The 20,572-nt window shown below is 73.5% G+C and carries 18 protein-coding genes and 3 tRNA genes; 10 read left to right on the forward strand and 11 right to left on the reverse strand.

The genetic code is table 11. The features are described from left to right. Positions 1-31 precede the first annotated feature (31 nt). The 4 genes from CCE02nite_RS14170 to CCE02nite_RS14185 all read left to right on the forward strand — a co-directional run bounded on the left by CCE02nite_RS14170 (position 32) and on the right by CCE02nite_RS14185 (position 7,845). Positions 32-1,723, forward strand: coding sequence for an RNB domain-containing ribonuclease (locus CCE02nite_RS14170; protein WP_141390268.1), 1,692 nt, complete (start codon positions 32-34; stop codon positions 1,721-1,723). A 95-nt stretch (positions 1,724-1,818) separates the two neighbouring features. After that, a complete protein-coding gene (locus CCE02nite_RS14175) occupies positions 1,819-2,190 on the forward strand; it encodes a sterol carrier family protein (RefSeq protein ID WP_141390269.1) in 372 nt (123 codons plus the stop codon). Between the two features lie 297 nt (positions 2,191-2,487). Continuing rightward, positions 2,488-7,245 carry an ExeM/NucH family extracellular endonuclease gene (locus CCE02nite_RS14180; protein ID WP_255318873.1) on the forward strand — a complete coding sequence of 1,586 codons (4,758 nt, stop codon included), beginning with the start codon at positions 2,488-2,490 and terminating at the stop codon, positions 7,243-7,245. 171 nt (positions 7,246-7,416) lie between these two features. Continuing rightward, positions 7,417-7,845 carry a hypothetical protein gene (locus CCE02nite_RS14185; protein WP_141390270.1) on the forward strand — a complete coding sequence of 143 codons (429 nt, stop codon included), beginning with the start codon at positions 7,417-7,419 and terminating at the stop codon, positions 7,843-7,845. A 45-nt stretch (positions 7,846-7,890) separates the two neighbouring features. Here CCE02nite_RS14185 and CCE02nite_RS14190 read toward each other — a convergent pair whose 3' ends face one another. Genes CCE02nite_RS14190 through CCE02nite_RS14210 form a run of 5 tightly spaced genes read right to left on the reverse strand, consistent with a single transcriptional unit; the run spans position 7,891 to position 13,110 of the window. Further along, the gene (locus CCE02nite_RS14190) at positions 7,891-9,204 is read right to left on the reverse strand and encodes a hypothetical protein (protein ID WP_141390271.1); all 1,314 of its coding nucleotides are present in this window, start codon (positions 9,202-9,204) and stop codon (positions 7,891-7,893) included. 36 nt (positions 9,205-9,240) lie between these two features. After that, positions 9,241-10,299: a sulfate/molybdate ABC transporter ATP-binding protein gene (locus tag CCE02nite_RS14195; protein WP_141390272.1), complete on the reverse strand. Its 1,059-nt coding sequence runs from the start codon at positions 10,297-10,299 to the stop codon at positions 9,241-9,243. Further along, a complete protein-coding gene (locus CCE02nite_RS14200; protein WP_141390273.1) occupies positions 10,296-11,165 on the reverse strand; it encodes a sulfate ABC transporter permease in 870 nt (289 codons plus the stop codon). Before CCE02nite_RS14200 ends, CCE02nite_RS14195 begins: the two co-directional genes overlap by 4 nt. Further along, positions 11,158-12,048 (reverse strand): sulfate ABC transporter permease subunit CysT, encoded by an 891-nt coding sequence (gene cysT, locus CCE02nite_RS14205; RefSeq protein ID WP_141390274.1) that lies wholly within the window; start codon positions 12,046-12,048, stop codon positions 11,158-11,160. Before cysT ends, CCE02nite_RS14200 begins: the two co-directional genes overlap by 8 nt. 3 nt (positions 12,049-12,051) lie before the next feature. Then, on the reverse strand, positions 12,052-13,110 hold the full coding sequence (locus tag CCE02nite_RS14210; protein WP_141390275.1) for a sulfate ABC transporter substrate-binding protein: 1,059 nt from the start codon (positions 13,108-13,110) through the stop codon (positions 12,052-12,054). A gap of 321 nt (positions 13,111-13,431) precedes the next feature. Here CCE02nite_RS14210 and purF point away from each other — a divergent pair, with 321 nt between their 5' ends. Beyond that, the gene (gene purF / locus CCE02nite_RS14215; RefSeq protein ID WP_141390276.1) at positions 13,432-14,979 is read left to right on the forward strand and encodes an amidophosphoribosyltransferase; all 1,548 of its coding nucleotides are present in this window, start codon (positions 13,432-13,434) and stop codon (positions 14,977-14,979) included. A 76-nt stretch (positions 14,980-15,055) separates the two neighbouring features. Further along, positions 15,056-16,189, forward strand: a complete 1,134-nt coding sequence (gene purM / locus CCE02nite_RS14220) for a phosphoribosylformylglycinamidine cyclo-ligase (RefSeq protein ID WP_141390277.1) — start codon at positions 15,056-15,058, stop codon at positions 16,187-16,189. Between the two features lie 242 nt (positions 16,190-16,431). Here the strand turns inward: purM and CCE02nite_RS14225 are convergent, their stop codons facing one another. Then, entirely contained in the window at positions 16,432-16,641 is a 210-nt protein-coding gene (locus tag CCE02nite_RS14225; RefSeq protein WP_047231363.1) for a DUF3073 domain-containing protein, read from the reverse strand. A 408-nt stretch (positions 16,642-17,049) separates the two neighbouring features. Here CCE02nite_RS14225 and CCE02nite_RS14230 point away from each other — a divergent pair, with 408 nt between their 5' ends. After that, on the forward strand, positions 17,050-17,262 hold the full coding sequence (locus CCE02nite_RS14230) for a BldC family transcriptional regulator (protein WP_024839011.1): 213 nt from the start codon (positions 17,050-17,052) through the stop codon (positions 17,260-17,262). Positions 17,263-17,362: 100 nt separating this feature from the next. Here CCE02nite_RS14230 and CCE02nite_RS14235 read toward each other — a convergent pair whose 3' ends face one another. The 5 genes from CCE02nite_RS14235 to CCE02nite_RS14255 all read right to left on the reverse strand — a co-directional run bounded on the left by CCE02nite_RS14235 (position 17,363) and on the right by CCE02nite_RS14255 (position 18,681). After that, complete coding sequence (locus CCE02nite_RS14235; protein ID WP_255318874.1) at positions 17,363-17,671, reverse strand: DUF3618 domain-containing protein; 309 nt, start codon at positions 17,669-17,671, stop codon at positions 17,363-17,365. After that, the gene (locus CCE02nite_RS14240) at positions 17,668-18,090 is read right to left on the reverse strand and encodes a phage holin family protein (RefSeq protein WP_141390278.1); all 423 of its coding nucleotides are present in this window, start codon (positions 18,088-18,090) and stop codon (positions 17,668-17,670) included. Before CCE02nite_RS14240 ends, CCE02nite_RS14235 begins: the two co-directional genes overlap by 4 nt. Positions 18,091-18,248: 158 nt before the next feature. Further along, positions 18,249-18,321: transfer RNA gene (locus tag CCE02nite_RS14245), tRNA-Phe, on the reverse strand. A 50-nt stretch (positions 18,322-18,371) separates the two neighbouring features. Continuing rightward, positions 18,372-18,445 (reverse strand) — tRNA-Asp (locus CCE02nite_RS14250). A gap of 163 nt (positions 18,446-18,608) precedes the next feature. Further along, positions 18,609-18,681 (reverse strand) — tRNA-Glu (locus tag CCE02nite_RS14255). Positions 18,682-18,815: 134 nt separating this feature from the next. Here CCE02nite_RS14255 and CCE02nite_RS14260 point away from each other — a divergent pair. The 3 genes from CCE02nite_RS14260 to CCE02nite_RS14270 all read left to right on the forward strand — a co-directional run bounded on the left by CCE02nite_RS14260 (position 18,816) and on the right by CCE02nite_RS14270 (position 20,534). Continuing rightward, on the forward strand, positions 18,816-19,160 hold the full coding sequence (locus CCE02nite_RS14260) for a metallopeptidase family protein (RefSeq protein WP_170227325.1): 345 nt from the start codon (positions 18,816-18,818) through the stop codon (positions 19,158-19,160). 40 nt (positions 19,161-19,200) lie between these two features. Further along, on the forward strand, positions 19,201-19,518 hold the full coding sequence (locus CCE02nite_RS14265) for an ArsR/SmtB family transcription factor (protein ID WP_064315011.1): 318 nt from the start codon (positions 19,201-19,203) through the stop codon (positions 19,516-19,518). Between the two features lie 92 nt (positions 19,519-19,610). Then, the gene (locus tag CCE02nite_RS14270) at positions 19,611-20,534 is read left to right on the forward strand and encodes a cation diffusion facilitator family transporter (protein WP_141390280.1); all 924 of its coding nucleotides are present in this window, start codon (positions 19,611-19,613) and stop codon (positions 20,532-20,534) included. The last annotated feature ends 38 nt before the right edge of the window (positions 20,535-20,572 follow it).

Here is a 20,572-nt window from a genome sequence, read left to right on the forward strand (position 1 = left end):
GCGTACCCGTCGCGCGGGCCAGGTCTGTCGGATGCCCTGGCCCGCGCGCCCCTCCACGCGTGCCGTCGTCCCCGACCCCGTGGTCGCGACGACCCGGGAGGCGATCGGGCGGGAGACGGCCGGGCAGCGGGTGGGTAGGGTCGGGCTCGTGCCCGCCCGTCATCTGCGCCTCGTGCGCCCCGCCGAGTCCTCTGCGCCGACGCCCTCCGTGGACCCGGCCGCCACCGTGACCGGCGCGCTCGCGGCGCTGCGCCGCGAGATGGAGGTCCCGGAGTCGTTCCCCGCCGCGGTGCTCGCCGAGGCGGAGGCCGTCGTCCGTGACGGCGGCGCCGTCGTCGGCGACGGTCGTGTCGACCTGCGGGACGTGCCGTTCGTGACGATCGACCCGCCGGGGTCGATGGACCTCGACCAGGCGCTCCACCTCGAGCGGGCGGGGGACGACCCGGCAGCTCCCGCGGGTGCGGCCTTCGTGGTGCACTACGCCATCGCCGACGTCGGCGCGTTCGTCGCGCCGGGCGGGGCGATCGACGTCGAGGTGCACGAGCGCGGGACGACGCTCTACGCGCCCGACGGCCGCACCCCGCTCCACCCCGCGGTGCTCTCCGAGGGGGCGGCGAGCCTCCTGCCGGACCAGGAGCGCCCGGCGGCGGCGTGGCGCGTCGTGCTCGACGCGCGGGGCGAGATCCTCGACGCGACGGTGCGCCGCGCCGTCGTGCGGTCGACGCGGCGGCTCACCTACGACGAGGCCCAGGCCGCGATCGACGCGGGCGGCTCCGAGGACGCGGGAGGCGCCGCGCTCCTCCTGCTCCGGGAGGTCGGCGAGCTGCGGCTCGCGCGCGAGCGCGAGCGGGGAGGGGTGTCGCTCGAGGTCCCCGAGCAGGAGATCGTCCCGCTCGACGACGGCACGTTCGGCCTCGCGTTCCGCTCGACCCTCCCGGCGGAGGGGTGGAACGCGCAGATCTCGCTGCTCACGGGGATCGCGGCGGCTCGCCTCATGCGTGCGGGCGGGGTCGGCGTCTTCCGCGCGCTGCCGGAGGCCGACCCGCGCGACCTCGCGCGTCTGCGGCGCACCGCGCGCGCCCTCGGCATCGACTGGCCGCGCGAGACGGCGTACGCCGACCTCGTGCCGACCCTCGACTCGCGCGTCCCGCGCCACGCGGCCTTCCTCAACGAGGCGACGTCGCTCTTCCGCGGCGCGTCGTACGAGGCGTTCGGGGGGACGGGCCAGGAGCCCGGCGTGCCCGACGACGCCGCCCACGCCGCGATCGGCGCCGAGTACGCGCACGTCACGGCGCCGTTGCGCAGGCTCGTGGACCGGTACGGCACCGAGGTCTGCCTCGCCCTGTGCGCGGACGACGACGTCCCGCGCTGGGTGCTCGACGCATTGCCCGGCCTGCCGCGCACGATGGCGCGCACGGGCCAGCGCGCGGGGTCGTACGAGCGCGCGATCGTCGACGTCGTCGAGGCGGCGCTGCTGAGCGGGCGCGAGGGCGAGGAGTTCGACGGGGTCGTCGTCGACGTCGAGGACGACAGCGAGCGTGGTCGGCGCCTCGAGCGGGAGGGCGGCGACGCCTCGGGCGCGCTGCGCGGCCAGGTCGTCCTCTCCGACCCCGCCGTCCGGGCGCCCGTCGAGGGGACGGACCTCCCGCTCGGCGACCCGGTCCGCGCGACGCTGCGCGAGGCCTCGGTCGCCGATCGTCGCGTCCGTTTCACGGTCGGCTGAGCGAGATCGGCGGGTGGTGCCGAGATCGGCAGCCTCGACCGCCGACCTCGGCACGGATCGCCGATCTCGCGGTCGGCTCGCCTAGCCTGTCTCTCGTGCCTGCCCGACGACGTACCGACCCGGCCGCCGGCCGCCTCGCCCTGGCGGCGTGGCGCGACGACCCCACCGACCGCACGGCCGTGACGACCGCGGTGCGCTTCACGCTCGAGGAGCTCGCTGACGTAGCCCCGGGGCACACCGTGGAGGTGCGCGTGCCGCCCGCGGGCGCGGTGCAGGCGGTCGAGGGCCCTCGGCACACGCGCGGGACGCCGCCCAACGTCGTGGAGACGGACCCGCAGACGTGGCTCGGCCTCGTGACCGGCACGCTCGCGTGGGCCGACGCCGTCGCCGACGGCCGCGTCCGGGCCTCGGGCGAGCGCTCCGACATCTCGTGGCTCCTGCCGCTCCAGGCGGCGCGCCCCCGCTGAGGTGCTGCTCCGGGCGCGACGGCACGGGCGGACGTGTTACCGGTGCGTAACGTTCTCGGCCCCAGGTCTGGCGGCGCGGGACGCGGAGGGCTAGCGTCCGATGATGACCGGCCGCCGTCCGCGCGGGCGCTCGCCGCACGACGACGTGCGACGACGTTCTCGCGACGGTGACGTGGCAGCAACCGCCCGTTCATCCAGGTGGGGTGCGATGTCCTGCGGAGGCAGGGCGTCGACCCGTCCGACTCGTGGACGTGAGCGGCTGCTGCCCGGCCGTCCGCACGAGATGAAGGAGTCAGCGTGACCGACCACCAGCACCTGCGGCGACGGAGGGTGGTGGCGGGCACGTTGACCGTGGCCCTCGCCGCGCCGCTCTCCGTCGCGGCGGCCACCGCCGCGAGCGCGGCGCCCGACGGGTCGGGCCTCGTCATCAACGAGGCCTACCTGAGCGGCGGCAGCGCCAACGCCCCCTACACCCACAAGTTCGTCGAGCTGTACAACCCCACGCAGGCGGCGATCGACCTCTCCGGCATGTCGTTGCAGTACCGCTCCGCGACGGGCACGGGCGCCTTCACCGGCGTCACGGCGCTGACCGGCACGGTCGCCCCCGGGGGCTACTTCCTCGTGCAGGGCGGCTCCAACGGGTCGAACGGCGCGGCGCTGCCGACGCCGGACGCGACCGGAGGCCTCAACCCGTCGGGCACGACGGGCACCCTCGCGCTCGTGCGCTCCACGTCGGCGGTCACGCTGCCCGCGGGGAACGCCGCGGGCGCCGCGAACGTCGTGGACCTCGTCGGCTACGGGACGTCGAACACGTTCGAGACCGCCGTGAGCCCCGCGCCGTCGGCCAACAACGTGCCGGCGTCGATCAACCGCACCGGCTTCGCGGACACGGACGACAACAGCAAGGACTTCACGCTCTCCAGCACCGTCACCCCGCAGAACAGCGGCGACGGCGGCGGCCCTGGCCCCGAGCCGGGCGAGGTCGTCCCGATCGCGGACATCCAGGGCACGGGCGCGGCGAGCCCGCTCGTCGGGCAGACGGTCACGACGCGCGGCGTCGTCACCGCCACGTACCCCACGGGCGGCTATGACGGCTTCTACCTGCAGACCGAGGGCACCGGCGGCGACCTCGACGCCTCGCACACGGCGTCGGACGCGATCTTCGTCTACTCCAAGGCGGGCGCCGCGGCCGTGCAGGTCGGCGACCACGTCGAGGTCACGGGTGCGGTGTCCGAGTACTTCACGCTGACCCAGATCACGCCCGCCACGGGAGGCTGGACGGTCCTCGACGAGGCGGCCGAGGCGGTCAAGCCCGCGAACGTCGCGTTCCCCGCGACCGACGCCGCGCGCGAGGTGCTCGAGGGCATGCTCGTCCAGCCCGCGGGCGACTACGTCGTCGCGGACAACTACGACACGAACTTCTACGGCTCGTTCGTGCTCGCGGCGGGCACGGACCCGTTCGTCCAGCCGACGTCGGCCGGGCGCCCGGGCAGCGCGGAGGCCGCGGCCGCGGTCGCGGACCGCGCGGCGCGGGCCGTCGTGCTCGACGACGGGGCGACGACCAACTTCAACAACACGGCGAACAAGGGCATCCCGCTCCCGTACCTCACGGGTGGGGCGCCGGCGCGGGTCGGCGCGGGCGTGTCCTTCACGACGCCCGTCATCCTCGACTACCGGTTCGACGCGTGGACGTTCCAGCCACTGACGCAGCTCACCGCCGGTGACGGCGGGAACGCCGCCACCGTGCAGCCGGCCACGTTCGCGAACACGCGCGAGGACGCCCCGGCCGAGGTCGGGGGCGACCTGTCGGTCGCGACGTTCAACGTGCTCAACTACTTCACGACGACCGGCGACCAGCTCACGGGCTGCACGTACTACACGGACCGCGCGGGCAACCCGATCACGGTCAACCGTGGCTGTGACGCCCGCGGCGCGGCGAACGCGGAGAACCTCGAGCGCCAGGAGACCAAGATCGTCGCGGCGATCGACGCGCTCGACGCGGACGTGGTCGCGCTCATGGAGATCGAGAACTCGACGCCGTTCGGCAAGGACCGCGACCAGGCGCTCTCCGACCTCGTCGACGCGCTCAACGAGTCCGCGGGCGGGGACGAGTGGGCGTTCGTCCCGTCGCCGGCCGCGCTGCCGGACGACGAGGACGTGATCCGGCTCGCGTACATCTACCAGGTGGACGCGGCCGAGCCGGTCGGGGACTCGCGGATCCTGCTCGACGACGCGGCGTTCGTCAACGCACGCGAGCCCCTCGCGCAGGTGTTCCAGCCGGTCGGCGGGGTATCCGAGGGTGACGACGCCGCGAGCGACGACGTGCTCGTCGTCGCGAACCACTTCAAGTCGAAGGGCTCCGGCACGCCCGTGCTGCCCGGCGACGAGGACTCGGGCGACGGCCAGGGCGCGTTCAACGCGTCGCGCGTCGCGCAGGCGACGGCGCTCGTCGGCTTCGCCGAGGACGTCGCGGCCGACGCGGGCACGGACAAGATCCTGCTCGCGGGCGACTTCAACTCGTACTCCCAGGAGGACCCGCTCGAGGTCCTCAAGGACGCGGGCTACACGGACCTCGGCGAGACGACCGGCGAGCACACCTACCTGTTCGACGGGTACGTCGGCTCGCTCGACCACGTGTTCGCCTCGTCCGGCGCGGCCGGCGCCGTCACCAGCACCGACGTGTGGAACATCAACTCGGTCGAGCCGATCGCCAACGAGTACAGCCGGTACAACTACAACGCGTCGATCCTCTACGACACGACGCCGTTCCGGTCCTCCGACCACGACCCGGTGCTCGTCGGCCTCCAGCTCGGTGAGACCGGGCCGGGGACGACGCAGCTCGACCTGCTGGCGATCAACGACTTCCACGGTCGCATCGACGCCAACACCGTGAAGTTCGCGGGCACGATCGAGCAGCTGCGCGCGGCCAACCCCGAGGGGACGGCCTTCGTCTCGGCGGGCGACAACATCGGCGCGTCGCTGTTCGCGTCGGCGCTCCAGGAGGACCAGCCGACGATCGACGTGCTCAACGCGCTCGACCTGGCGGCGTCCGCCGTCGGCAACCACGAGTTCGACCAGGGCTTCGCGGACCTCACCGGTCGCGTGAGCGACGAGGCCGACTGGGCCTACCTGGGCGCGAACGTCTACGACAAGGGCACGACCAACCCGGCCCTGCCCGAGTACCAGGTCGTGGAGATCGACGGTCTCGACGTCGGCTTCGTCGGCGTCGTCACCGAGGAGACCCCGACGCTCGTCACGCCGTCGGGCATCGCGGACCTCGACTTCGGGGACCCTGTCGAGGCGCTCAACCGCGTCACCGCCCAGCTCCAGGACGGCGACCCGGCGAACGGCGAGGCCGACGTGGTCGTGGGCCTCGTCCACGAGGGCGCGTCCGCGGGCACGCCCGACGGCGCGACGCTCGATGAAGAGGTCGCTGCGGGCGGCGCCTTCGCGGACATCGTCAACGAGACCGACGCGCGCGTCGCGGCGATCTTCACGGGCCACACCCACAAGCAGTACGCGTGGGACGCGCCCGTACCGGGCGTCCCGGGCACGACCCGCCCGATCGTCCAGACCGGCAACTACGGCGAGTTCATCGGGCACGTGTCGCTCACCGTGGACACCGAGACCCACGAGGTCACGGCGTACACGGCGCAGAACGTCGCGCGCACGACGACGGACGACGCGACGCTCGTCGCGACGTACCCGCGGGTCGCGGAGGTCAAGACCATCGTCGACGCCGCGCTCAGGCAGGCCGAGGTCATCGGGGCGCAGCCGGTGGGCGAGGTCACGGCGGACATCACGACGGCGTTCTCCGGCGGCTCCTACACCGGCCCCGGCGGCACGTACGTCGGTTCGGGACCGCTGCCGACCACGGGTCGTGACGACCGCGCCTCGGAGTCGACGCTGGGCAACCTCGTCGCCGACTCGCTCCTCGCCACGCTGTCCGACCCGGCGCGCGGCGGTGCGGACATCGGCGTCGTCAACCCGGGCGGGCTCCGCAACGAGCTCTTCCACAACGGCGACGGCGTCATCACCTACGCCGAGGCCAACGCGGTGCTCCCGTTCGTCAACAACCTGTGGACCGTGACCCTGACGGGCGAGCAGGTCGTCGAGATGCTCGAGCAGCAGTGGCAGACGAACGTGGACGGCACGCGCCCGTCGCGTCCGTACCTCGCCCTGGGCCTCTCGGACAACGTGTCGTGGACGGCGGAGACCGCCGACCCGAACGCGACCCCGGGGAGCAACGTCTCGTCGGTGACGATCGACGGGGAGCCGATCGACCTCGCGGGCGAGTACCGCGTCGCGACGTTCTCGTTCCTCGCGACGGGTGGCGACAACTTCCGCGTGTTCACCCAGGGCACCGACCCGCGCGACTCCGGTCTGGTCGACCGGGACGCGTGGATCGCGTACCTGCAGCAGAGCTCGCCGGTGTCGCCGTCGTTCGACCGCTCGCGCGTCGTGGTCGACGGACTGCCCGGCCCTGTGACCGCGGGCTCCGACGTGAGCGTCGGGCTCTCGGGCCTGAACCTCACGTCGCTGGGGTCGCCGGCGAACACCTCGGTGGACGGGTACCTCGTCGCGGCGGACGCCACGTTCGACCCGGCGAACCCGGGCACCCCCGCGGGCACCGCCACGGTGACCGGCGGGGCGGCGACGCTGACGGCGACGGTCCCGGCCGACGCCGCGGCGGGCGACTACGACCTGTGGGTCGTGGCGGAGCCGAGCGGCACGACCGCGCGGATCCCGGTCACGGTCGAGGCCGCGGCCCCGACGGTGGTGCTCGAGAACCTCGAGGCCTCCGCCCGCTGCATGGGCAAGTTCGTCCACGTCGCGGTCCGTGCGACCAACGGCGAGGACGTCCCGGTCGAGGTCGTCGTCGAGACGCCGTACGGCTCCAAGCGGTTCCCGAACGTCCAGCCGGGCAAGAACGCGTACCAGTCGTTCAACACCCGGGCCACGTCGGTCGAGGGCGGGACGGTCACCGTCACCGCGACGCTCGACGGCGTGACGCAGGAGTACGAGGTCCCGTTCGAGGGGCAGACCTGCGGCTGACGCCTCACTGACGCCGTGCGGCGCCGCCGACGAGGCGGCGCCGCGTCCCGCGACCCGGGTCCCGTCCGACGGCCCGGGTCGCGGTGCGTCCCGGCGCGGACGCGGGGCCCCTCGCGTCGCGGTCGCGCACGGCGTCGGGGCCTCCCAGGAACCGCGGGTAGGGTCGTGGCCGTGAGCTCCGAGCAGTCCCCCGTGCCCGACGGCGCAGCCCCGGACCCGTCCGACGCGCCCGCCTCGCCGGTCGCCGGTCCGGCGACCGGCGCCGAGACCGTCGCCCCCGAGACCACCGCCACCGGGAGCGGGGAGGCCGCCACGTCCGGGCCGGCCGCCGACGAGGTGGAGGTCGAGGACGTCGTCGACCCGGCGACGGTGCGCCGCGCTCCGCGCTACGGGAGGTTCTTCGCGGTGGGGATCGTGCTCGGCGCGGTCCTCGGCCTCGGTCTCGGCGGCGCCTGGCTGCAGTCGCCCGCCGCCGAGCCGGTCTTCAAGCCGGGCGTCTACTTCACGGTCATCCTCGTCACGTGTGCCGCCCTCGGTGCGGGCGTCGCGGGGCTGTGGGCGGTCGTCGCGGACCGGCGGAGCCTGCGCGGGCGGCGCTGACGCGCACCCGCTGACGCGCGGCCGACGGCCGGCCCGCGTCGGGCGTCAGGCGGCGCCGTCGTCCCCGACGTGCCAGCGCTCGCGCACCTGGGCCCGCCGTCGTGCCGACCGGGGCACGTCGAGCACCACGACGACGGCCGCGCCCGCGGCGGACGCGAGCAGGGTGAGCGCGACGAGGGCGAACGGGAAGCCGTCGAACAGGAGCGCGGCCCCGGTCCCCGCCAGCCCGGCGAGCACGGACGGCGTGACGAGGCCGGCGCCCACGAGCCACGCGAGGGCGAGCGACACGGGCGGCGACCAGGGGGACAGGAGCTCCCGGACGGCGTCGTCGGGTGGCGGTGCGGCCCCGGCGGGGGAGCGCAGGAGGTCGAGCGCCGCGCGCCGCTCCCGCCCCCGCCGTGACCCGGGGAGCAGGAGCCACGCCGCGCCGACGAGCAGAGCACCTCCGACGAGCGCGCCCCCCACGCCCACGAGCACGTCGATCGAGGCCTCGCCCACGGGACCGTAGTACTCGTCCGGACCGTACTTGCGCGGGTGCCGCATCGTGGCGCCCACCATGAACAGGACGAAGCCCACGAGGCCGGTGCCGCCCAGCACGGCGGCAGCGCGGCCGTTCCGTGCCGGACGTCGGGTGTCACCCGACGACGCGGGCTGCGGCCCGAGCGCGGCACGACGGCGGCCCTCGGCCGCCTCGGCGAAGCGCACCTCGTTCGTGCCCCAGGTCGTGCGGACGTGCTCGCGCGTGGCCTCCCAGCGTGCGCGCAGTCCCCGGAGCGCGGCCAGGCCGACGGCTGCCGCCGCCCCCACGACGGCGGAGACGACGATCACGGGCACGCGCTCGGCGTCGTCGGCGGTCATGGCGAACGGCGCGACGACGCCGCCAGCGAGGACGGCGAGCACGAGCAGCGTCCATGCCAGGCCGGCGAGCGCGCCGGGCGGGTTCGACTCCGTCAGCCGTCGCCGCACCGACCGCGGCGGGACGTCCGTCGAAGGACGGCCCTCGCCGACGAGCGCGGCGGCGGTCACGAGCGTCGCAGCCGCGCGCAGCGGGACGAACGCGACCGTGGTGACGGCCAGGGTCAGCACCCACCACCCGAGCGACGTGCGCATGACCTCCTCCGCCTCGTGCCGACCGCCCTCCACGAGCTCGCCGCCCATGAGCGTGACGCCCAGCAGGACGAGGAAGCCCAGCACGGTGCCCGTGAGGAGCGCACCGCTCGCCGTGGCGAGGCCCGCGAGCACGGTCAGCCGCACCGAGGGCGGAACCTCGACGAACCGGTACGCCTCGCGCTCACGGCGATGCCGCTTTCGGTCGCGGTCGCGGTCACGAGGAGCGCGGTCGAGGCGTGAGGACGTCACGCGGGCAGGATAGGCGAGAGGGGTGCTCGCAGGCGGTCAGACGGTGACGGCCGCGTCCTCCGTGGCGGCCCCCGGGACCGCGGACGTCGGCGCGCCCTGCGCGGGCGCGAGGTGGACCGCGACCCCGGGAGCGAGGCCCAGCGTCCGCGCCTCCGCACGGGTCACGACGACGGACACGACCTCGTCCTCGGTCCGTACCTCGGCGCGCACCTCGAAGCCGACCCGCGTCGTCCGCGTCACCACGCCCGCGACCGCTCCCCCCGCTCCCGCGGGGGTGCCGGGGACGCCGTCGGAACCCGGGAGCGGTGCGCCGCGACCCCCCGCGTCGTCGGGCACCACCTCGACGTGGACGTCGTGCGGGCGCACGAGCACGCCGCCGAGGCGCGTCACCGGCCCGAGGAAGCCCATGACGAAGTCGTTCGCGGGCCGGTCGTAGAGGTCGTCGGGCGTGCCGACCTGCTCGATGCGACCCTCGTTGACGACCACGATCTCGTCCGCGACCTCGAGCGCCTCCTCCTGGTCGTGCGTGACGAACACGGTGGTCACCGGGATCTCGTCGTGCAGGCGGCGCAGCCAGTCGCGCAGCTCCTTGCGGACCTTGGCGTCGAGCGCGCCGAACGGCTCGTCGAGCAGCAGGACGCTCGGCCGGATCGCGAGGGCGCGCGCGAGCGCCATGCGCTGACGCTGCCCGCCGGAGAGCTGCGACGGCAGCCGGTGCGCGAAGCTCTCGAGGTGCACGAGGCGCAGGAGCTCGTCGACGCGCTCGGCGATCTCGGCCTTCGGCGTGCGCCGGATCTCGAGACCGAACGCGACGTTCCGCGCGACGCTCAGGTGCTTGAACGCCGCGTAGTGCTGGAAGACGAAGCCCACGTTGCGGCGCCGGGCGGGCAGGTTCGTCGCGTCGCGGCCCTCGATCTCGATCTCGCCGGAGTCGGGCACCTCGAGCCCGGCGACGACGCGCAGGAGCGTGGACTTGCCCCCGCCGCTCGGGCCGAGCAGCGCGGTGAGGCGCCCGGTGGGGACGGACACGGAGACGTCGTCGAGCGCGACGAAGTCGCCGAAGGTCTTGCGGACGTTGCGGATCTCGATGCTCATGCGTCGGCCTCCGTGGGGGCGGCGGTGCGAGGGGAGGGGCGGGCGGTGCGGCGGGCGCGGGGCCCGGCGGCGTCGTCGGAGCGCAGGAAGGTCACCGCGACGATGCACGCGACGGACACGGACGCGAGGAGGAACGCGACCGCGTAGGCCGTGCCCTGCTCGAAGTCCTGGTAGCGCTGCTCGACGAGGAGCGTGGACGTCTGGGTGCGACCCTCGAAGTTGCCGGACACCACCTTCACGGCGCCGAACTCGCCGAGCGCCCGGGCGAGCGTGAGCACGACGCCGTAGACCACCGCCCACCTGATGGCGGGCAGGGTGATGCGCCGGAAGGTCTGGAACCAGCTCGCCCCGAGGCTCGTCGCGGCGAGCTCCTCGTCGGTACCGAGCTCGGTGAGCACGGGCACGACCTCACGGATCACGAGCGGGAGGCACACGAACGCCGTCGCGAGCACGATGCCGGGCGGCGCGAAGATCACCTGGAGCCCGGCGTCCTCGAGCGCGCCCCCGAACCAGCCGTTCTTGCCGTACACGAGGACGAGCGAGAGCCCGACGACGATCGGGGAGACGGACAGCGGGAGGTCGAGCAGGGCGTTGAGGAGGGCCTTGCCCGGGAAGTCGTACCGGACGATGAGCATCGAGATGCCGACGCCGAACACGGTGTTGAGCAGCACGACCTGGACCGCGACGGCCGCGGTGAGCTGGAGCGCGAAGACGACGGACGGGTCGGCGAGGGCACGCTGGAACGTCTCGAGCCCGTCCGCGAACGCGCCGCGCACGACGAGCGAGACCGGCCAGCCCACGAGCAGCACGAGGTAGACGACCACGACGGCGCGCAGCGTGCGGCGCACCCAGGGAGAGCTATCCACGGCGGGCCACCCTGCGCTGGAGGAGCTGGATCGCCGCGATGACGAGGAGGGACACGAGCAGGAGCACCGAGGCGACGGCAGCGGCCTGTTCGGGCTGCCCGTTCTCCAGGTAGCTGAGGATGCGGACCGAGCCGACCTCGGTGCGCATCGGCAGGTTCCCGGAGAGCAGGACGAGCGCGCCGTACTCGCTGATCGCGCGGGCGAACGACAGCGCCGCGCCCGCGGTGATCGCCGGGGCGAGCGCGGGGAGGATCACGCGACGGAAGGTCGTGAGCCGGGTCGCCCCGAGCGACGCGGCCGCCTCCTCGACGTCGCGGTCGAGCTCGGCGAGCACGGGCTGCACGCTGCGCACCACGAAGGGCAGCGTGACGAAGAGGAACGCGAGGAAGACGGCGGCGCGCGTGTTCGCGACGTCGACCCCGAGCGGTCCCGACGGTCCGTACAGCGCGAGCAGCACGAGGCCGGCGACGATCGTGGGGAGCGCGAACGGGATGTCGATGAGCACCTCGAGGAGCCGCTTGCCGGGGAACCGGTCGCGCACGAGGACCCACGCGATCAGCGTGCCCATGATGACGTTGACGGCGGTCACGGCGAGCGCCTGCGTGACCGTGAGCGTCAGCGCCGCGGCGGTCTGCGGCTGCGTGACGGCGGCGACGAAGGCGGGCCAGCCGCCGACCGACGTCTCGACGAGCACCGCGACGAGCGGGATGAGCGCGAGCGCCGAGAACCACACGAGCGCCACCCCGAGCCCGAGGCCCGAGGTCGCGGTGAGTCGGTAGGGGCCGTTGGGCGTCCGACGCGCCCGGCGCGACGGGGACGCGGCCGGGGCCGGGCCGCGCTCGCGCGCCGCCCGGCCCGGTCGTTCAGCGAGGGTCGAGGACACGGGTCACTGCTTCCCGGTCTCGGCCTGGATCTTCGTCACGAGGCCCTCGTCGCCGAAGAACGTGTCGTTCGTGGCCGACCAGCCGCCGAAGTCGTCGGCGATGGTGAGGAGCGTCGGGACGGTGGGGAACGGGTCGCTCGGGTCGTTGGCGCCCTCGACCTCGAAGTCGACGTCCCCGGTCAGCGGACGGAAGCCCACGTGCGCGAACGCCTCCTGGCCCTCGGGCGTGAGGACGAAGTCGAGGTAGCTCTGCGCCTTCGGGTCGGCGTCGACCGTCACCGCGGCCGGGTTCTCGATGAGGAGCGTCTGGTCCGGGACGACGTAGTCGAACGTCTCGCCGTTCTGCCGCGCGAGGATCGCCTCGTTCTCGTAGGAGAGCAGGACGTCGCCGGTGCCGGACGTGAAGGCCGTGGTCGCGTCGCGGCCGCTGCCGGGCAGTGCCACGGCGTTGGTGAAGAACTTCCGCAGGTACTCGGTCGCGTCCTCCTCCGAGCCGCCGTTCGCGATGACGCTGCCCCACCCGGCGAGGATGTTCCAGCGGGCCGATCCGGACGAGCCGGGGTTCGGGGTGACGATCTCGACCCCGGGCTGGACGATGTCCTCCCAGCTCTGGATGTTCTTCGGGTTGCCCTCGCGCACCACGAGCACGACGACGGACTGGCTGACGATGCCGTTGTTCTCGCCCGCGTTCCAGTCCTCGGCGACGAGGCCCGCGTCGACGAGACGCGTGACGTCGCCCTCGAGGGAGAAGTGCACGTAGTCGGCCTCCAGGCCGTCGGCGACGGCCCGGCTCTGGTCGCCCGAGGCGCCGTACGACGTCTCCCACGTGACGCCCTGGCCGTCCTCGGTCTCGCCCCACAGCTCCTGCGCGGCGTCGTTGCCCGCCTTGGGCACGGCGAAGCCGACGAGGGAGAGGGTCGTGGGCTCGACGTCGGATCCCGCGTCGCCGCTCGCGTCGCCACCGCGGGACCCGTCGACGGCGGTCGGCGCGCAGGCGGTGAGGACCAGGGCGGTGGCTGCCGCGGCAGCCGCGAGGGTGATCGTCGTCCGGAGGCGTCGCATGGTGTCGTCCTTCGTCGGGGTCCCGGGATGCCGGGAGCGGGTGGTCGAGCAGGGGGGTGGAGCAGGGGTGGAGCGGGTGACCGATCGAGCGATCGGGCGGGACGGCCGGGGCAGTCCGCGCGATACTTGACTGTCACGGTCGAGTAAGTCGAGATTCAAGCGTGGCGTTCCCACGCAGCGAAACCCCTGACCGACAGGTGGGACGACGTAACGCCACCGTGAACGGGCGGTTCGCGCGGCGCCGAGCGCGCGTACCGCCCCGGCCGTCCGCACGACCTCGCGCTTCGGTCCCGGCGCGCCTGCTGTGGGACACTGAGGTACGTGGCCCCCCGCGGAGATGGACTTCTCAACCACGACCTCATGCCCGGCGAGAAAGGCCCCCAGGACGCCTGTGGCGTCTTCGGTGTCTGGGCGCCCGGCGAAGAGGTCGCCAAGCTCGCCTACTTCGGGCTGTACGCGTTGCAGCACCGAGGTCAGGAGTCGGCCGGCATCGCCACCAGCAACGGTGAGCAGATCCTGGTCTACAAGGACATGGGACTCGTCTCCCAGGTGTTCGACGAGACGGCCCTCAACGCCCTGACGGGGCATATCGCCGTCGGGCACTGCCGGTACTCGACCACGGGCGGCGTGACGTGGGAGAACGCGCAGCCGACGCTCGGTGCCACCGCGTCCGGGACCGTCGCGCTCGGGCACAACGGCAACCTCACCAACTCCGCGGAGCTCGTCAACCTCGTCGCGGAGCGCTACGGGAACCAGCGCCGCGGCGAGCTCGCGCGCGGCAACACCACGGACACGGCGCTCGTCACCGCGCTCCTCGCGGGCGACGCCGACCACACGCTCGAGGCCACGGCGCTCGAGGTCCTCCCGCGCCTGCGCGGCGCCTTCTCGCTCGTCTTCATGGACGAGCGCACCCTCTACGCCGCGCGCGACCCGCAGGGCGTGCGCCCCCTCGTCCTCGGTCGGCTCGAGCGCGGCTGGGTCGTGGCGAGCGAGACGCCGGCGCTCGACATCGTCGGCGCGTCGTTCGTGCGCGAGGTCGAGCCCGGCGAGCTCATCGCGATCGACGCGGACGGCCTGCGCTCCCAGCGCTTCGCGCCCGCCGAGCGCGCGGGCTGCGTCTTCGAGTACGTCTACCTCGCGCGCCCCGACACCACGATCAACGGCCGCTCCGTGCACGCCGCCCGCGTCGAGATGGGCCGCCAGCTCGCGCGCGAGCACTCCGTCGAGGCCGACCTCGTCATCCCCGTCCCCGAGTCCGGCACGCCTGCCGCCGTGGGCTACGCCGCCGAGTCGGGCATCCCGTTCGGTCAGGGGCTGACCAAGAACGCGTACGTCGGACGCACGTTCATCCAGCCGTCGGACACGCTGCGCCAGCTCGGCATCCGGCTCAAGCTGAACCCGCTGCGCGACGTCATCCGCGGCAAGCGTCTCGTCGTCGTCGACGACTCGATCGTGCGCGGCAACACGCAGCGCGCGCTCATCCGCATGCTGCGCGAGGCCGGGGCGGCGGAGGTGCACGTGCGCATCAGCTCGCCGCCGGTGAAGTGGCCGTGCTTCTACGGCATCGACTTCGCCTCCCGTGCCGAGCTCATCGCCAACGGCCTCTCGCCCGACGAGATCGGGCAGTCGCTCGGCGCCGACAGCCTCGGCTACATCTCGACCGAGGGCATGATCTCGGCGACCGAGCAACCGTCGTCCCAGCTCTGCACGGCGTGCTTCACGGGCAAGTACCCCATCGAGCTGCCGCCCGACGACCAGCTCGGCAAGCACCTCCTCGAGCAGGCCGAGCTTCCGCTCGGCGCGCCGGAGGACGGGCTGCGCAGCCTGTCGGTGACCGCCGGCGGGGCCGGCGCGCTCCAGCACCCGTGAGCTCAGCCCTGAGCCCGACCCGAGACCACCAGCACCACCGGCGCGAGCGCCGCGAGACCTCCTTGGAGCCGACACCGTGACTGCCGACTCGCCCCAGACGGGCCTCACCTACGCCGCCGCGGGCGTCGACACCGAGGCCGGTGACAAGGCCGTCGAGCTCATGAAGGACGCCGTGCGCCGTACCCACGGGCCGCAGGTCCTCGGCGGCGTGGGCGGCTTCGCGGGGCTCTACGACTTCTCCGAGGTCGCGACCTACCGCCGCCCCCTGCTCGCGACGTCGACCGACGGCGTGGGCACCAAGGTCGCGATCGCCCAGGCCCTCGACGTGCACGACACGATCGGCTTCGACCTCGTCGGCATGGTCGTCGACGACATCGTCGTGGTCGGCGCCAAGCCGCTGTTCATGACGGACTACATCGCGTGCGGCAAGGTCGTGCCGGAACGCATCGCGGGCATCGTCCGCGGCATCGCGGCGGCCTGCGAGGTCGCGGGCACCGCGCTCGTGGGTGGCGAGACGGCCGAGCACCCGGGTCTTCTCGGCGCGGACGAGTACGACGTCGCCGGTGCCGCCACGGGGGTCGTCGAGGCCGACCGGTTGCTGGGCCCGGACCGGGTGCGCGAGGGCGACGTGCTCGTCGCCATGGCCTCGTCGGGTCTGCACTCGAACGGGTACTCGCTCGTGCGGGCCGTGCTCAAGCACGCCGGCTGGGGCCTCGAGCGCCACGTGGACGAGCTCGGGCGCACGGTCGGCGAGGAGCTCCTCGAGCCCACGCGCGTGTACGCGAGCGACTGCCTCGCGCTGGCCGCCGACGACGCCGCACAGGTCCATGCGTTCACGCACGTCACCGGCGGCGGGCTCGCCGCGAACCTCGCGCGCGTCCTGCCCGCCGGGCTCGTCGGGGTCGTGGACCGCGCGAGCTGGGACGTCCCGCCGGTGTTCCGCCTCGTGCGCGAGCTGGGTGGCGTGCCGCGCGGCGACCTCGAGAACACGCTCAACCTCGGCGTCGGCATGGTCGCGGTGGTCGGTGCCGACGGCGTCGACGCCGCGCTCGCGCGCTGCGCCGCGCTCGGCGTGCCCGCGTGGGTGCTGGGCACGGTCGAGGCCTTCGACCCGGCGGCCGCCACCGACGTCGCGGACGGCGACCTCGTCGCGGGAACCAAGGGCGTGCAGGCGGGCGCCGTGCGCCTCGTCGGCGACTACCGCGCCTGACCACTGACGTCCCGGGCGGGGCGGCACCTGCCGACCCGCTCGGGGGAGGCCGCTCCCCGGCCGAGCGCGATGACGTCATGGCGCGACGACCGTGCGGAGGCCTCGGGGCGAGCGGGCCGGTGCGTGAGTGCGCACGGGTCACGAACGACCGCGCCGTCGCCTGCCCGGGGGCAGGCGACGGCGCAGTCGAGGTCGAGACGCTTCCGCGGCAGACCGCGGCGATGAAAGGTGGTCGACGACCGTCAGCGGTCGTCGGACCAGTCGTTGTAGCGCTGGTCGTAGCGCTCGAGGTCGTCCGACGACTCGGCGCCGAAGCGCGAGTCCGTCACGACATCCGTGTGGCTGTGACCGGTGAGCTCTTGCTCGAGCGCACTGTAGTTCGTCTCGGGGCTGTAGTACTTCAGCGCGCGAGCGACCTTGGTCTGCTTTGCCTTCTGACGGCCGCGGCCCATGGCTCCGACCCCCTCAACGTAGAAGCGGGGCGGCAACGTACTCAGACGTGCGGCCCCGGGGTGTAGTTTCGTCTGTTCAGGGTCCAACGGTACATGCTCGGGGCCTATTCCATCCACTCAGAAGACCGTGGCGGGCCGCGGACGTGCCTACCGTCACACAGTCTCCACGAGCAGGGGTACGGGGCCGCGTCGCGCGAGGCGCGGCGTGCGGCCGAGGAGCCCGGTCCCGCACGCCTCGTAAGCCGCACGAGCGCCTATCCGGCCGATCCGACCATAGGCGGCCTAATTCACCCGTCCGTCAAGTCGCCCGAAATCCGCATGCTGCGACAATGGAGGGTACTGGCGTCGTGCTGTCGTCGTGATCCGGGGTATCTGCCGGACCAGCGCGTACCAGGAGGAGGTGTCGTGATGTCCATGCACGGAGAGTCCGAGGTTCTGCTCACGCCCGCCGAGGTCGCCAGCCTGTTCCGCGTCGACCCCAAGACGGTCACCCGCTGGGCGAAGGCGGGCAAGCTCTCGTCGATCCGTACGCTCGGCGGGCACCGCCGGTACCGGGAGTCCGAGGTGCGGGCGCTGCTCGGCGCCGCCAGCGAGCCCGCAGAGGGCACCGACAAGTCCTGAGCCGACCGCGCGCCGCGCCGCCGGCACGGCGGGCGCGACGGATCGGCCGGGCACGAGAAGTGACCCCGGCGCCGACCGGGGGGAGCGCTCGTCCGCGAGGCTACGAGCGCCGGCGCAGGATCGCCGCCGTGACGAGTGCGACGCCGGCCACGACGGCACCCAGCAGCAGCTTGACGTTGCGCGACCGGTCGGGGTCCTCCTCGGGCAACCCGCCACCGGTGAGGAACGCACCCGTGTCCGAGGCCGCCTGCTTGGCCTGCTGGGCCGCCGCCTTCGCCTGGACGCGCGGGTCCAGCCGGGTCGTGAGCTCGTCGATCGTCCCTGCGAGCTCGGCGCGCGTGCGCGCGATCTCGTCCTCGAGCTGGGACTGGGACAGCGGGGGCACCGAGGCCCCGTCGGTTCCGCTCACGGGCGCAGTCCTTCCTTGATGGTCGCCACGTCTTCCTTGATGCTGTCGACGGCTCCGGTCGGGGTCGGCGGGACGCCGCGCTGGAGCTGCTTGACGCCGACGAACGCGAGCGTACCGGCGACGAGCACGAGGACGAGGCCGACGATCAGCGCGGCGAGCCACAGCGGCATGACGGTCGCGAGACCTTCCATCGCCGAGTGGAGGAGGAAGCCGAGGCCGTAGAGGACGAGCACCCCGCCCACGACGAGCAGGCCGATGCCGATGCCGGCGTGCTTGGCCTTCGTGGTGAGCTCGGCCTTCGCGAGCGCGATCTCGGACCGGACGAGGCGCGTGGCCTGCTCGGACAAGCGCTCCACGAGCTGTCCGACCGTCGGCTTCTGCTCCTCGGGCGGGATGCGCCCGTCGATCCAGTCGCTCATCTCTCCGCCTTTCCGCAGGTGACCCCACCACTCAACCGGCACCCGGGTCGGCGCGCAACTCCCCGCGGGCCGGTGCCGGACGCGGAGGGGGAGCCGTGCGAGACCCTCGCCGAGATGCAGAAGACCCCCGCCCGGATCCCGGGCGGGGGTCTCTTCGGTGGCTCCGACCGGCGTCGATCCGGTGACCTTTCGATTTTCAGTCGAACGCTCTACCAACTGAGCTACAGAGCCATGGGGGAAGAGCCCGGCCGGCCGATGCCGACCGGGCTCTTCGCCTCACGCGACCCTGACGGGACTTGAACCCGCGACCTCCGCCGTGACAGGGCGGCGCGCTAACCAACTGCGCTACAGGGCCTTGCTGTTCTTCGCGAGACACACCCTAACACCAGAGCACCCGGTGGTTTTCACCAGTGAACCTGGTGGTGTGGTGGCCCGCTTTCGAACCGAGAGGATCGTACCGTACCGATGAGCCGATCCGTAAATCCGCTGGTGGCCACCGGTCCCGGCGAGATCTCGCGTACCCCCAACGGGATTCGAACCCGTGCTACCGCCGTGAAAGGGCGGGGTCCTAGGCCGCTAGACGATGGGGGCTCAGGAACGTGCGCCAGTGTACAGCGGCGGGACCGTGGCTTCCCGGTCGACGTCGCGGCCGGGGCGGTGGTGCGCCTGCCGCCGGGGCGGTGCTGCTCGTGCCGTGGACGGGGGAGGATGGTCGCGTGGTGGAGATGACGCGGGCCGAGTTCGAGGACGCCGTGCGGGACGGGCTCGACCTCGTCCCCGAGGACCTCGCGGCGCAGATGGACAACGTCGTGGTGCTCGTCGAGGACGACGCGCCCGCCGACGACCCCGACCTCCTGGGGCTCTACGAGGGCGTCCCCCTCACGGAGCGGGACCACATGTGGGCGGCGGGTGCCCTGCCCGACCGCATCACGATCTTCCGCAACCCGACGCTCGCGATCTGCGAGACGCGCGAGGACGTGGTCGAGGAGGTGGCGGTGACGGTCGTCCACGAGATCGCGCACCACTTCGGCATCGACGACGACCGGCTGCACGAGCTCGGCTGGGACTGAGCCCGGGCGGCGCACGGGTGCCGCTCGCTACGATCGGCTGGTGACGACGAGCGCCGCGAGCGATCCCCGGCACGACGGCGCGCACGACCACGAGGCCGTCGCGCGCCTGCTCCACGCGCTCGCCGACCCGAGCCGGCTCGCGATCGTGCACCTGCTCACCGGCGCCGAGCGGCGCGTCGTCGACCTCACGCGCGAGCTCGGGCTCGCCCAGTCGACGGTCTCCGCGCACCTGACGACCCTGCGCGAGGTGGGCGTGGTCGCCGTCCGGCGCGAGGGGCGCTCGTCCTGGTACCGGCTCGTCCGGCCGGAGGTCGCGCACCTGCTCGCCGACGCGGAGCACGTCGCGCTCGCTCCCTGACCCTGCGCGGCGACGTGCCCCGCGGCGTGGTCGGGATGGCATTCATCGTCGATCACCGATATCATCGTCATTGAACGATGAATGGAGGGGTCATGGGAGCCGGGCACGACCACGGCGCGGGGGGTGCCGCGCCCGACCACCGCGCGCGGCTCGCGGTCGCCTTCGGGATCACCGCGACGATCCTCGTCGCGCAGGCCGTCGGGGCGGTCCTCACGGGGAGCCTCGCGCTCCTCACGGACACGGCGCACATGCTCACCGACGTGACGGGGCTGGCCGTGGCGCTCGTCGCCGCGTCGCTCGTGCTCCGGCCGGCGACCAAGCGCCGCACCTGGGGCTTTCGCCGCGTCGAGGTGCTCGCGGCCCTCGCGCAGGCGGCGCTCCTCCTCGCGGTCGGCACGTACGCCGTCGTCGAGGGTGTCCGGCGGCTGTTCTCGCCGCCGGACGTGCCCTCCTCGGAGCTCCTCTTCTTCGGGATCGTCGGCCTCGTCGGCAACGTCGTCGCGATCGCCGTCCTCGCCTCCGGGCGCCGTGCGAACCTCAACCTGCGCGCGGCGTTCCTGGAGGTCGTCAACGACGCCCTGGGGTCGGTCGGGGTGATCGTGGCCGCCGTCGTCATCGCGACGACCGGGTACCAGCAGGCGGACGCGATCGCCGGCCTGTTCATCGCGCTCCTCATCGTCCCTCGTGCCTTCCGCCTCCTGCGCGAGGCGACGGCCGTGCTCATGGAGTTCACGCCGGAAGGGTTGGACCTCGACGACGTCCGGGCGCACATCCTCTCGCTCGACCACGTCGAGGACGTGCACGACCTCCACGCGTCCACCGTCGCGACGGGACTGCCGACCATCTCGGCGCACGTCGTCGTCGACGACGCGTGCTTCCGCGACGGGCACGCGCTCGAGATCACGGAGCGGGTCCGCTCGTGCGTCGCGCACCACTTCCCGGTCTCGGTCGAGCACTCGACGTTCCAGCTCGAGACGGCCGCCCTGCGCGACCGCGAGGCGCACGGCCACGCCTGAGGGCGCGGCGCGACGCGCCGGGCCCGACGACAGCCCCG

The sequence above is a fragment of the Cellulosimicrobium cellulans genome, assembly GCF_006539945.1.
Taxonomy (GTDB): Bacteria; Actinomycetota; Actinomycetes; order Actinomycetales; family Cellulomonadaceae; genus Cellulosimicrobium; species Cellulosimicrobium cellulans.

What these genes read in the sequence shown, in the direction of transcription:
- CCE02nite_RS14170 (WP_141390268.1), top strand. Translation starts at nt 32, where the DNA reads ATGCCCTGGCCCGCGCGCCCCTCCACGCGTGCCGTCGTCCCCGACCCC.
- CCE02nite_RS14195 (WP_141390272.1), bottom strand. Translation starts at nt 10,299, where the DNA reads ATGAGCATCGAGATCCGCAACGTCCGCAAGACCTTCGGCGACTTCGTC.
- CCE02nite_RS14210 (WP_141390275.1), bottom strand. Translation starts at nt 13,110, where the DNA reads ATGCGACGCCTCCGGACGACGATCACCCTCGCGGCTGCCGCGGCAGCC.
- CCE02nite_RS14225 (WP_047231363.1), bottom strand. Translation starts at nt 16,641, where the DNA reads ATGGGCCGCGGCCGTCAGAAGGCAAAGCAGACCAAGGTCGCTCGCGCG.
- CCE02nite_RS14230 (WP_024839011.1), top strand. Translation starts at nt 17,050, where the DNA reads ATGTCCATGCACGGAGAGTCCGAGGTTCTGCTCACGCCCGCCGAGGTC.
- CCE02nite_RS14240 (WP_141390278.1), bottom strand. Translation starts at nt 18,090, where the DNA reads ATGAGCGACTGGATCGACGGGCGCATCCCGCCCGAGGAGCAGAAGCCG.
- CCE02nite_RS14260 (WP_170227325.1), top strand. Translation starts at nt 18,816, where the DNA reads ATGACGCGGGCCGAGTTCGAGGACGCCGTGCGGGACGGGCTCGACCTC.
- CCE02nite_RS14270 (WP_141390280.1), top strand. Translation starts at nt 19,611, where the DNA reads ATGGGAGCCGGGCACGACCACGGCGCGGGGGGTGCCGCGCCCGACCAC.